Raw genomic sequence first — 12,236 nt, 5'->3', positions numbered from 1 at the left:
GTTCCTGTCGAAGAAGATGCTTTACTCCGTTCAGTATGACAGTATTTTTTTGAATTTGTATTTTGAATCTTTATTTGCGCTCGTTTATAACGAGTGCTTAAATGGTTTTGGCGATTGCATCGCTCCAGTTACTTATCCGAAGGGTTCTTCTTTTTATTAGTCAGCATCTCTATCATTTTGGCCATGCGGTCCTGACGGGTTTTTTCCTGTTTGGCGGTGAGGATCCACAATACATATTCCTTTTTATGGCTATAGGCCAGCTGCTGAAACCAGTTTAGTATATCCGGATGTTGCTCCAGCGATGCCTTGATATCATCGGGCAGGGTTACGGTTTTATTGTCCACATCAATATAAGCGCTATATTCGTTATTCCGTACCGCATCATTTCGGCCCGCCGAAACTTTTACTTTGTCAAACGGACGAAAACGCAGGGCCGTCCACACCTCGTTAACCGCTGCCGAAGCCACCGGACGGATGCCATATTGGGCCGGAGCATCCCAGCTGCTCATCATCTCGAGGTCGGTTGTTATGCCCGAGTTCTTTTTTGGATAGATGATCCAGAATATGGTATCATCCTCCAGTAATGGAACGATCACTTTCAGTTCATCCGCCAGTTCTATACTGTTGGTTACAAACAGTTGTATACCGTTAAAGCTCCCCGTGGTATTATGTACTATCTCTACATCATCGGGCAGGGGTTCCAGGCTTTCCAGATAATTGGCCGGTGCATTATGTAGCAACCAACGGGTATTGGGTTTCATCTGTAGCTTTTTGGCAAGGACGTTCATTGGTATAATTTTATAGTTGATGGTTCATAGAGCATAGCTAATTTAATAACAATTTATGCTAAAATGGAATGCAGGGCGTAAACGACTCACCCGACCGTCGCTGCGCTTGGTCACCCTCTCTTCAGCTTTGCTGGAAAGAGGGAGTTCTTTTCTCCATGCGTCATTGCGAGGAGGAACGACGTGGCAATCCCCTACTTACAGAGCGCCTCTGCTAATTGGGGATTATTAATGTTATTAATTGTTTTTTTTAAGGCATTAATGAGCTCTCGCTGGTCGGTTGTCCACGCTGCGCTCGCAATGACGCCGTTTTTTTATCTCCCCGAAGGCGAAGAGAGGGGCGTTAAGCGCAGCGCAGACGGGGTGAGTCGATTCCTGTATTTGATAACAAATGTTATCGTCTGGCGCCATCAGCCGCTCTACTTTTGTGTAAATAATAAATAAAATGAAAGCAGCAGTAATGTATCAAAAAGGAGGTTTACCTCAATATACAGATTTTCCGGAGCCGATAGCTCAACATGATGATGAAGTACTGGTAGCCGTAAAGGCGGTAGCCATTAAACATTTGGATAAAAGCAGGGCCAGCGGCAAACACTATTCGAGCGATGCGCCAAAAGAAAACGGGAAGGTGATCGGTGGCGACGGTGTTTGTCTGTTAGATGATGGAACGCGCGTATACGGCATGGGTATAAGCGGCATGTTGGCCGAGAGAGCGATCATTGACAAAGACCGTATCGTAAAAATCCCGGATGGATTGAACGATGTTACAGCGGCTGCCCTGCCAAATGCGGTGATCGGCGCAGCTATGGGGCTTAAATTTAAGGCGGATATTCAGCCGGGTGATGTGGTGCTGATTAACGGGGCCACCGGTTTTACCGGGCGCGTAGCAGTGCAGATAGCTAAACATTACGGTGCCAAAAAGGTGGTCGTGACCGGCAGGAACCAGGCTTCGCTGGAGGACCTGTTATCGCTTGGTGCCGACGAAATAGTTTCGGTATTGCAGGATGATGAAAGTTTTAAAGCGCAACTGGTCGCTATTCACACATCGACGCCTATTGATGTGATCATCGATTACCTGTGGGGGCATACCGCCGAAATGATACTGGCCTGTATAAAAGGTAATGGCTCATTTACCAACCGGATGAGATATGTATCCATAGGGGCCATGACTGGAGACCTGATCCAACTATCAGCTGCAAACCTTCGCAGCGTCGATCTGCAATTGACAGGCTCGGGTCTGGGCGCCTGGTCAAAACCACAGGTTGGTCAGCTTTTTAGCCAGATCTTGCCCGAGATGTTTGCGCTTGCCGCTGCCGGTAAGCTCAAGGTTGAAACCATCGCCGTAAAACTGGAGAACATAGCAGAACTTTGGGATTTGGAAGTGGATAGCGGGAAGCGTTTGGTGGTGACTATTTAAGTGACTGATTTTGCTAAAAAACTTCGTAAGTCTTTAAAGCCTCGTGCCTGTCACCCTGAGCCTGTCGAAGGACGTGCGTAGAGGCCTGCCCACCATGATTCTACGAGCTCAGCATGACAGCCTTTGTCTAAAGGGTTGGGGCTTTTACCACTATGTCATTGCGAGGAGGAACGACGAAGCAATCTCCTCGCGTTCTCATGGATAAGAATAGCTACGAGATTGCCACGCTACGCTCGCAATGACATGGATTTAGTTAAATGCATTTACCTTACATCGCCATTTTAGCAAAGAAATCCCAAAGTACTATCCCTGCCGATACCACGATGTTAAAAGAATGCTTGGTTCCGAATTGGGGTATTTCGATGCAGGCATCGATGTTTTGCATTACCTCATCACTTACGCCATTTACTTCGTTACCGAAAATGAGGGCGTATTTTTCATTATCGAGCGGGGTAAACTCGTTGAGCATGGTGCTGTTTTCGGCTTGTTCTACAGCTATAATGCGGTAACCATCCCTGCGTAACTGCTCTACAGCCTGCAGCGGGGTTTCGTAATAGGTCCAGTTAACGGATTGCGTAGCGCCAAGAGCAGTCTTTTCAATTTCGCGATGCGGGGGCTGGGCGGTAATTCCGCAAAGACAGATCTGCTCCACCGCGAAGCCATCCGAAGTACGAAAAATAGAGCCAATGTTGTGCATGCTGCGCACATTATCCAGTACAACGGCTACAGGCAGTTTATCTTGTACTTTAAATTCATCAACCGAAGCCCGGTTCAGCTCATCTAATTTTAGTTTGCGCATAGTAAGTTCATTGGTTCATTGGTTCAGTAGTTCATTAGTTTATCAATATCCTGATAAGCATTCGAATAAGTACCAATAAAGAGGGCAATCCCGTTAATCGACAAAAATAAGAATAATACCCAGTGTAAATGCCATTTGATAAGTACCAATGAACTACTGAACCAGTGAACTATTGAACCAACAGATTCAGCAATCCTACGCCATTACCGATTAGCGAGCTGTAAACGGATGGGGCATAGCCAATTTTTTTGGTGTAGTATTCGGTTATTTCGGCACTGTAGTTATCAAAAGCATCGGCTTTAACCAACGTTATGGCGCAGCCGCCAAAACCCGCGCCGGTCATGCGGGCACCTGCTACGTTGGGGTTGGTTTTGCTGTATTCGACCACAGCATCCAGTTCGGCGCCGCTTACTTCGTATAAATCGCGCAGTGAATCGTGTGAAGCATACATTAACCGGCCAAATTCCTGTAAATTATTAGCGGCCAGGGCAGCTGCGGCCAGTTTAACACGGTCATTCTCTTCAATCACGTGTTTGGCGCGGTTCAACACTACCGGGTTAGTGATCAGGTGCTGGTATTTTTGGAATGTTTCAGCATCAATATCGCACAGGTAATTGATATCCAGTTCCTGTTGCAGTGCTTTCAGCGCTTGCTGACATTCCTGTACACGTTCGTTATATTTTGATTCGGCCAGTTTGCGGGGTTTGTTGGTATTGATGATGGCCAGTACATGATCGCCCAAGTTACTGTCAACCGCCTGATAATCCAGGGTGTCGCAGTTCAGCATCAAGGCCTTATTCTTTTCGCCAAAGGCAACGGCAAACTGATCCATAATGCCGCTGTTTACACCGATAAAATTATTCTCGACAGATTTCGACAGTTTTACCAGGTCGAGCTTGCTGTAACCACAGTTAAACAGATCATTCAAGGCATAGGCCGTAACCACTTCGATAGAGGCAGATGACGACAAACCCGAACCGATAGGGATATCACCATAAAAAAGCATATCCAGGCCTTTTAGCTGATGGCCATCCTTACCGAAATGATCTATAACACCAATAGGGAAGTAGTACCATTCGTCGCCCGTTTTTTCATAGCGTTGCTGAACGGGGATGTCATCCTGATCGGTAAAGTTTAAACTCCTGAAACGAAAAACGCCATCTTCATTGGGCGATATTAACAGGTAAGTGCCAAAAGTAATGGCGCATGGCATCACCAGGCCGCCGTTGTAGTCAATATGTTCGCCTATAAGATTTACGCGACCAGGAGAAAAATAGGTGGCGTCGGCCTCTTTATTATAAATTTTAGCAAATTCCTGCTGCAAAGTATTCTTCATTATTTCAGGTTAGTTATTTGGAATAACAAATATTGTAAAAATTGTCAAATATACATTTATAAAATAAATTTAAAATAGAAATTTTTAATTTTTTCGGGGCGAAAATCTGATCAGACGGGAACTTTAAATGTATAGGTTTGCTGTATTCTTGGGCAAACAGAACGGATGGTTCCCTGTTGAATAATTATAGCAGAAACGTGTGCAAATAAAAAAATCACTAATTCACCAACTCAATAATTCACTAATTATGAAGCAATACCTGGTTACGGGATATGATTATACAGATGACGGCGCATTGCAACGCAGGATGGATGTGCGGCCTCATCATTTAGATGGTGCCAGAGTGCTAAAAGCAAACGGTAACTACATAGAAGGAGGAGCTATATTGAATGACGAAGGCAATATGATAGGCTCCGTAATGATCATGCAGTTTGAAACCGACGAAGCTTTGGAAGCCTGGAAACAGAACGAGCCCTACATTACTCAAAAAGTATGGGAATCGGTTGATGTGAAGCCGTTTAAGGTAGCGGTTGTTTGATAGTCGATTCAGCTACCGCTTGGTCTGTCAGGATATTAAACGGCGGCGGCCCAGGTATCCAATTGCCAGTAACCATCGGCATCCTTTTTATAAAAGGCGATGTAAGACTTTCCCTGCATGGTAAGGTTGAATGAGAATTCCTGAGCCGAGCGATCGTGCGGTATAAAATGGGGTAGCACGCTGTTGGCAGCCAGGGTAATGGCTTCGGTAAATTCATCGCGATTTTGTTGCTGCTGCTGAGTCTCCTGTTGCAGATGCATAGCATAATCACCATAGGTGGCAAATTCGTTTACATCACCTTTTATTTGCCTGGCAGCATTAAAAGCGGCTTCGGCGTATTGTTCTTTATAGGTCTCCATAGCTTTCAGCAGGTCGGGAGCCGATATTTCGGGTAAACCATCATTGCCGGTGGTATTAAAACTGTTTAGGATCTCTTCTTTACTCTTCATATAATTAATGGTGATACAAATTAAAAGGATGCCTGTATTTGATAGCATCCCTTTAATTTATCCCGTTTGCGGATGATTTATTTTGCGTCTTTTAACCCTTCCAGGATCAGTATATCGGCATCATCCAGTTTGATATCGGCTGCTTTCATGTTCTCTTCCAGGTGCTCTACGCTTGATGTACCCGGAATAAGCAGGATATTTGGCGAGTGGTGCAGTAACCAGCTTAAGGCAACCTGGTGTATGGTAACACCATATTTATGGGCCACCCCCTGCAATATCTGTTCACCTTTTACATTGCCGCCGCCCAGTGGGTACCAGGGTATAAAGGCGATGTTTTGCTCGCGGGTGTATTGTAGTTCGGCTTCCCATTTGCGGTTATCTACACTGTACATGTTTTGTACCGATACTACCTCAAAAAACTGCTGCGCCTGTTTGATCTCATCTACGCTAACTTCCGAAAGGCCAATGTGTTTGATCTTACCCTGCTGCTGTGCTTTTTGTAAAAACTCAAAGGTTTTTTCGGCAGGCACATTAGGGTCTATGCGGTGCAGTTGATACAGGTCGATACGCTCCTGTTTCAGGCGTTTTAAGCTGCCTTCCAGGGCTTCCTGCAAGTGAGCGGGGGATGAGTCGATATTCCACTGGTTAGGGCCTGTACGCAGGAAACCGCCTTTGGTACCAATGATGAGCCCGGCAGGGTAAGGTGCAAGCGCTTCGGCTATCAGCTCTTCTGAAATATTAGGGCCGTAACTGTCGGCGGTATCAATAAAGTTTACGCCCAGTTCTACAGCCCGTTTAAGTACACGGATGCACTCATCCTTATCTTTTGGCGGCCCCCAGATGCCCTGGCCGGTAATGCGCATGGCACCGTAGCCCAGGCGGTTTATGGTATAGTCGCCACCTAATGTGAACGTTTTTTCAAATGTGTTTGCCATAGTGTATTTGTTGTTATTAAAATCAACTCAAATATGCCTGCATTGTTTAAAAATATTATAACCCGATTGTAATAATGGATTTTGGGCAAGGATTTTTGAACAAGGAAATAAGGATAATAAATTAGCGCTATCTTTCGCCAAAAACAAACCATGACCGCGCAAAACTTAGCTAATCACAAACGTTCAGTTACAGGCTTCCATTATTTGCTGGGAGGCATGCTCATTGTAGGATTGATAGTTTCTATAGTGAATGTGGTGCTTCAATGGCAGACGACAGGTTTTTTGAGCGCCCTGCTCATTATGCTGCTTTTTGGCTGTAGTTTGTTAATGGGCTTGTTTGTACGTATGTTTCCGCTAAAGGCGCAGGACAGGGCCATACGCGCCGAAGAAGGCCTGCGTTATTTTATATTGACCCGCCAACCGCTGGACAATAGGCTTACCATAGCTCAGATAGCTGCCCTGCGTTTTGCACCCGATGATGAACTGGTTCCTTTAATAGAACGGGTGTTAGCCGAAAACCTATCGGCAACTGAAATTAAAAAAGCCATCAAAAACTGGCGCGCCGACCATCACCGGGTGTAGGTTATAAGTTAGCGTTTATGATTTAAATTTTAGCATTTCCCAGCCTACCTCCACCAACCTATAATGGTGCCCATCAGGGTTAACGATACCAGGCTGTAGCCGCCGTTTATAAATATCAGACGCCAGCTTTTTAGCTCAAACAGGCCTTGTATGGCAATAGCACTAAACGTCCATACACCGGCCAGGGAACCAGCTGTAGCGCCCCAGGATACATCGGTTTTGGCATCGGCCAGGAACATACCCAGGTTAACCGCCATGATGATAGAAAAGAAAAATGAAAAGCCAAAAATCCGACCTTTATTGGAGGTCTTTAATTCGTCGGGATTAAGCTTATTATCAGCCATCCAGGGATTGGCGAATAGCAGAGGGGAGTACCAGATACCGCCAACTAAAAAAGCCGACACGCCAGCCGCAACCACGGCCAGCCAGTTGATGTGTGAAAAATCCATAATGATAAGTTTATGTGTATCATAAAGTTACCGATTTTTGGAGCAAAGAGCAAGGATTTTTGGAGCAAGGATTATTGGAGCAAGGAACAAAGAAACGGAAAGCAGCCTGTCGATCTTTACTCCTTAAATCCTTGCTCTTTGTTCCAATAATCCTTGTTCCAAATCCCTATTTCACCTGAATGTGCATTACCTGCCTGCCCAGGTCGCCTTCGGCATCCAGGCCTTCGATAATTACACGGTATGATCCTCTGGCATCGCTGTTAAAAAAGCTGAATGAAGCTACGCCGTTCTTATCAGTGATCACTTTCGGGTTCCAGTAAATGGTATTGCGGAGATCGGCACCGAGCGAACTTTGTTTGGTAATATCATATTTAGGCATGTAAAACTCTTTGGCTTTACTATAACCCTGTACGGCAAAAGTTACCACATTTTGTTTAGGGATAAGCGCCTGTAGCTGGGCTAAGGTTATTTTCTCCTTTTTGATAACTTTTTTATTAATGATCAAAACGCCGTTTGTTTGATTCATGCGATTAATGCCGCTTACGCCATCTTTTAAAAAGATCTCTACGGATGCCACCTCGGCGCCTGTAATGGTCGATAAGAAATTCACATCCACCGGCATGCTGCCTATATATATCTGCACCGGTATTTTTTTACCGGCATTATAATCGCGGGTGATATAGAAGTTATTGTCTACATAAGTTAAGCCAAAAGCCATGGTGCTCAAGCAGTTGATCAGCAGGGGACAATCCTTCAGCTGATCGCCCGATATTTCATGGTCGGCCTGCCCGGGTAACCCGGCAAATGTGCCAAAGTCACTATGGCTTGGTTTTTTCTCGAACTTGGTTGATTTTACTACTACCTCTTTCAACACGCGGGAGTTTTGGTACTGCCTGCGGCTGTTATCCAGGTAAGGGCGCATCGCGCTGTCGATATTTACAATTTCGTCGGGCTGATTTGGGTTCTTGTTTAATTTCTGATACAATTCACCGTTTACACTGATCACCATGTTTTTGCCGTTCGGGTTGTTACGGGCGCTCAGGGTTATTTTAGAAGTATCCATGACCACCACATTACTGAACTTGAAATTACCCGACAGATCTGTTATTGTTTCGGCCGAAAAGTTACGGTCGGGTATCAGCAAACGGATACTGCCTTTACCTACCGGCAAGCCGGTAGTGGTTCTTAATATACCCGATACTTCAATTCCTTGTTCCGGAGCGATAAAGATAGGCGGGTTTTTATCTGCCAGGATATCCTCATACGAGAAACGGCGATACCCCTGCGTAAGCATCAGGATATCCAGATTATCCAGCTTTTCCTGGTCGGGTTTGTTGAAATAGTAATTAGGTTTTTCTATGTATCCTTTCAAATCAGATGTAAGCAGCAGATTGCTTAATATGGTCGATTCAGAATCTTCATTTGTAGGTATGCTCGTATCATCAAGCACCGCTACAGAAAAATTGCCTTCAACAGGAGCGGTACTATTTTTTGCAGATAAGGCTATTCGAACATTTTGCCGGGTGGTGTAAGATGGTTTATCGGGTTTTAAAGTCAGGTTTAACAAGTCGTTATGCTGTATAAAAGCAATACGCTCGCATAAAGCATAGCCCCCGGATGAGAACAGGGTGAATTGCACAATACCGGTTGGAAATTTACTTTTAGCGATATTGGCCGTATAGGCAGCGTTTTGTAAAACGGTTTGCGCAGCATAGTATATAACCCCGCCGCTTTGCGCTACCAAATAGAAGCTTTTGTTTTGTTTGCGCTGTAAAAACAGTTCGTTGGCTGATATTTTAACGGTAATATTATCAGCATCGGTATTAAATACCGACAAATTAATGCCCATTGCCTGTACCCGTGGAAGCTTATAAGTGCCTGTAGAACCATTGGGGAAAGTGACGTTGGCGGTATATACTTTTCCGCTTTCGGGGGTTATAACAAATACTCCCATACCCAGGTGAGCAGATGTGAAAGTTGCCATAACGGTACCCTGATCATCGGTAACAGTTCCTTTTACATCAGTTCCTAATCCTTTAGAATTGATGGCTTTAAAGGCGACCTTTGAGCGTATACCGTTAGTAAGTTGTCCGCTTTCGGGAAAAAACTGTACATCATAAGCGGTTACCGCGCCTTTTAACGAAAATGAATTGGTAACCGATTTACGTTCGCCCATATCAATAGCGGTTACCAGGGAACTGGATGTGATTGTAGCGGCCTCGTTTTCGGGTATGTCTACCAGTAAGTGGCCCTTATCGTCTGTACGGCCGCTGCCTTTGGTTATCGCGTCGCCGTTGCGCACCAGTTGCCAGCTTACTTTTCTGTTGGCATATGGCGTATTGGCAGGGTCCTTATACAAGATATCAGCATCAACTTTTACGGTACCTTTTTTTGTCGAACTTTTATAGCTCACAAAGGTATTTACCTGGTTGTCGATAGCATTACCTACGTTAATGGTATGGTCGTAAAAATAATCGGGATCAAAATTGCGCATCCAGTTGGTATAGGCCCTGATACGGTAAGGACCCTGTTTATAAGTATCGCCGGTAAGTGTAATATTACCATTAGCAAAACCATTTTTAACCGGTATACGCAGGTTGTCCATTACGGAGTCCTGGTTGTTGATCACATCAACATAAACAATACCACTTAAGCCCGATGGCTGGTGTTTTTCGACTGTTACGTAGGCCTTAAACCAAATGGTATCGCCAACGGCATAATAGGGCTTATCTAAATGCAGGTAAACTTTTTCAATGGGATAACTGCTTTGAAACTTAGCAGTTTTTTGAATAAGCGTATTTAAGGGAATACTATCCTGTTGCGCCGAAGCGGAAAAACCAAAGGAGAATAACAGGGAAATGACGAGTAAAAATTTTCTTGATATCATTAATATAATATAAAGCGGCTAACAGGGGCTAATATAAACATTTAGGGTTGCAGCGTGCCGAACGCACCTGTCATTTAACATTTTTTTACAATCACGCTAAACTTGGATGATGTTATGACTATCCGTTTTTGGGCTTGTGCAATAGGCAAAACTATAGCTTTTTCCAATATCAACGGAAAGTTATAATCAATATGTTGTACAGGGGCGCATCATAACATCATTGTTACTTATTGATGCCGTTTCGACTCACCCGGTCTACGCTACGCTGGACCACCCTCTCTACGGCTTTGCCGCAAAGAGGGTAAAGAAAAAAGAAAGAAAAACCCCTCTATGCGCGAAGCGTAGAGAGGGGTGACGAGCGCAGCGACGTCGAGGGTGAGTCGATGGTGCGATATTTTAAAAATTATACCCTACACCAAACTTTACCCCCGCGTTTTCAATACTGTTAGTTCGGCCATAGTTTTTAAAGCCAATCAGGCGATGTTCCAGTAAAAACGGGTTAATGAAAACAGTTACCGGGCCAAAATCATATTTACCGCCAACACCAATCTCGGCGCCGATGCCTTTTTGGTCATTTATTCCGGTATCATTATCGGCACCAAAATCAAAGTCGACCAGAAGACCTGCATTAACATACAGGTATTTTAAAAAAGTGTATTTTCCGTAAATTGGCACCGTGATCAGTTTAGCTCTGCCGGGACTCAGGATCTCGCCCCTGTCGGGCACAATAAAGCTTTGTATTAGTTTATTGCTGGAGTATTGCAGTCCGGTTTCCAGCGCAAAGGAACTGTTTAAATTGCGGGTGTAACCAAAGCCTGTAATCGTTCCGCTTTTTGACCTGTATCCATAATCGCCAATGTCGCCGTGGATGTTTACATGATTGCCTGCCACACCATAATATAAGGATATGCTGTTTTTTGACTGAGAATGCGCCTGTATGCTTATTAAAACAAGCGTTAAAAGGATAAGATTAATTTTCATTGGAATAAATTGTTTTTAAGTGGTAGTGAAGCTATCATGAGCTGGTTTACTCATTCCGATTTGCGAGCGGTAGCTCATGATGGTTTCATAAGATGTAGTATTGCAGGGTTTAACATTTTTATGATGCCTAAGATATTTAATTAGAGCGAATTTTGAATATTATATAATTGTTACTGGTATTATTTGTGCCGCCCAATTATATCAAAAATGGTAACTTTACTAATGTTAACAGGTTTGTTATGCAGATACCTCCATCGCCGCATCTTGCTCATATCATTAAGCACTATTTGATATTGGAAAACAATTGCACTAAGCAGGTCAACTATCGTTTGTTTTCTGATGGTAATCCGGGAATGGTTTTTTACTTCAAAACACCGTTAATACAACAAACAGCAGCTCAAATATCCATCCACCCCAACAGTTTCGTTTATGGACAGTTAACCCAGTACAAAGACCTGTTATCCACCGGGGAATTAAATATCCTGGTGGTTGTATTTCAATCATACGGCTTGCATGCCTTGTCGGGTATTGCTGCTGTTGACTTAAATGACGGCCTGATCAAACTAAACGAGCTTTTTAAGCGTGAGGGAAGCGATCTGGAAGATCAGGTTTTGAATGAGACAGGTATCCGAAGCAAGATTGAACATATCGAAAGCTTTGTATCAAAAAAGCTGGCGAGTGTTCAGTGTCCAGACAAAATTATTACCGGTGCTTTAAAATTGATTGATAGCCATAAAGGAAATATATCCGTATCTCAATTGCTGAATATTTTACCCATAACCGAAAAGCAGCTTGAACGCCGGTTTAACCAGTATATAGGGATAGGCCCAAAGCGGTTCACAGCCATTATGAAGCTGCAGTATTTTTTAAAGAATTTACAGCGGCAATCGTCAGATACAAAAATTGCCGATGTAGCTTATGAGAACGGCTATTATGACCAGGCTCACCTTAATAACTATTTTAAAAAGAACATAGGCATAACCCCATCCGCCTATAAAGCAAACAACCTGCTGGCTATTAATTTTATGCAGGTTTAGCTTAATAATTGTCGGTTTTTTACAAGGCAACATTTATAACC

12 protein-coding genes are annotated in these 12,236 nt (G+C 44.0%); 4 read left to right on the top strand and 8 right to left on the bottom strand.

Annotated features, from left to right (window positions below; translation table 11 throughout):
- Positions 1–128: 128 nt before the first annotated feature.
- A complete protein-coding gene (locus AB6735_RS02680; RefSeq protein ID WP_370994279.1) occupies positions 129–788 on the bottom strand; it encodes a YdeI/OmpD-associated family protein in 660 nt (219 codons plus the stop codon).
- Positions 789–1,230: 442 nt separating this feature from the next.
- Between AB6735_RS02680 and AB6735_RS02675 the strand changes: the two genes are divergently transcribed.
- Positions 1,231–2,202 carry a zinc-binding alcohol dehydrogenase family protein gene (locus AB6735_RS02675; RefSeq protein WP_370994278.1) on the top strand — a complete coding sequence of 324 codons (972 nt, stop codon included), beginning with the start codon at positions 1,231–1,233 and terminating at the stop codon, positions 2,200–2,202.
- A gap of 268 nt (positions 2,203–2,470) precedes the next feature.
- Here AB6735_RS02675 and AB6735_RS02670 read toward each other — a convergent pair whose 3' ends face one another.
- Together AB6735_RS02670 and AB6735_RS02665 are read right to left on the bottom strand one after the other, a co-directional pair.
- Positions 2,471–3,001: an RNA methyltransferase gene (locus tag AB6735_RS02670; RefSeq protein WP_370994277.1), complete on the bottom strand. Its 531-nt coding sequence runs from the start codon at positions 2,999–3,001 to the stop codon at positions 2,471–2,473.
- Positions 3,002–3,170: 169 nt separating this feature from the next.
- Positions 3,171–4,337 (bottom strand): galactokinase, encoded by a 1,167-nt coding sequence (locus AB6735_RS02665; RefSeq protein ID WP_370994276.1) that lies wholly within the window; start codon positions 4,335–4,337, stop codon positions 3,171–3,173.
- 247 nt (positions 4,338–4,584) lie between these two features.
- On the opposite strand from AB6735_RS02665, the gene AB6735_RS02660 reads away from it, so the two are divergent.
- Positions 4,585–4,875, top strand: a complete 291-nt coding sequence (locus tag AB6735_RS02660; protein WP_370994275.1) for a YciI family protein — start codon at positions 4,585–4,587, stop codon at positions 4,873–4,875.
- 35 nt (positions 4,876–4,910) lie between these two features.
- On the opposite strand, the gene AB6735_RS02655 is transcribed toward AB6735_RS02660, so the two are convergent.
- Both AB6735_RS02655 and AB6735_RS02650 read right to left on the bottom strand, forming a co-directional pair.
- Positions 4,911–5,324 (bottom strand): hypothetical protein, encoded by a 414-nt coding sequence (locus AB6735_RS02655; protein ID WP_370994274.1) that lies wholly within the window; start codon positions 5,322–5,324, stop codon positions 4,911–4,913.
- A gap of 77 nt (positions 5,325–5,401) precedes the next feature.
- Positions 5,402–6,259: an aldo/keto reductase gene (locus AB6735_RS02650; RefSeq protein WP_370994272.1), complete on the bottom strand. Its 858-nt coding sequence runs from the start codon at positions 6,257–6,259 to the stop codon at positions 5,402–5,404.
- Between the two features lie 150 nt (positions 6,260–6,409).
- Between AB6735_RS02650 and AB6735_RS02645 the strand changes: the two genes are divergently transcribed.
- The gene (locus AB6735_RS02645; RefSeq protein WP_370994271.1) at positions 6,410–6,841 is read left to right on the top strand and encodes a DUF6526 family protein; all 432 of its coding nucleotides are present in this window, start codon (positions 6,410–6,412) and stop codon (positions 6,839–6,841) included.
- Positions 6,842–6,885: 44 nt separating this feature from the next.
- Here AB6735_RS02645 and AB6735_RS02640 read toward each other — a convergent pair whose 3' ends face one another.
- The 3 genes from AB6735_RS02640 to AB6735_RS02630 all read right to left on the bottom strand — a co-directional run bounded on the left by AB6735_RS02640 (position 6,886) and on the right by AB6735_RS02630 (position 11,158).
- Positions 6,886–7,290, bottom strand: coding sequence for a DUF1761 domain-containing protein (locus tag AB6735_RS02640; RefSeq protein ID WP_370994270.1), 405 nt, complete (start codon positions 7,288–7,290; stop codon positions 6,886–6,888).
- Between the two features lie 166 nt (positions 7,291–7,456).
- Complete coding sequence (locus tag AB6735_RS02635) at positions 7,457–10,177, bottom strand: carboxypeptidase regulatory-like domain-containing protein (RefSeq protein WP_370994269.1); 2,721 nt, start codon at positions 10,175–10,177, stop codon at positions 7,457–7,459.
- 396 nt (positions 10,178–10,573) lie between these two features.
- Entirely contained in the window at positions 10,574–11,158 is a 585-nt protein-coding gene (locus AB6735_RS02630) for an outer membrane beta-barrel protein (protein WP_370994268.1), read from the bottom strand.
- A gap of 167 nt (positions 11,159–11,325) precedes the next feature.
- Here AB6735_RS02630 and AB6735_RS02625 point away from each other — a divergent pair, with 167 nt between their 5' ends.
- On the top strand, positions 11,326–12,195 hold the full coding sequence (locus AB6735_RS02625; RefSeq protein ID WP_370994267.1) for a DUF6597 domain-containing transcriptional factor: 870 nt from the start codon (positions 11,326–11,328) through the stop codon (positions 12,193–12,195).
- The last annotated feature ends 41 nt before the right edge of the window (positions 12,196–12,236 follow it).

It is taken from the genome of Mucilaginibacter sp. RCC_168, assembly GCF_041355315.1.
Classification (GTDB): Bacteria; Bacteroidota; Bacteroidia; order Sphingobacteriales; family Sphingobacteriaceae; genus Mucilaginibacter.
The sequence above is the reverse complement of the archived record's forward strand: the minus strand, read 5'-3'. Positions and strand labels throughout refer to the sequence as shown.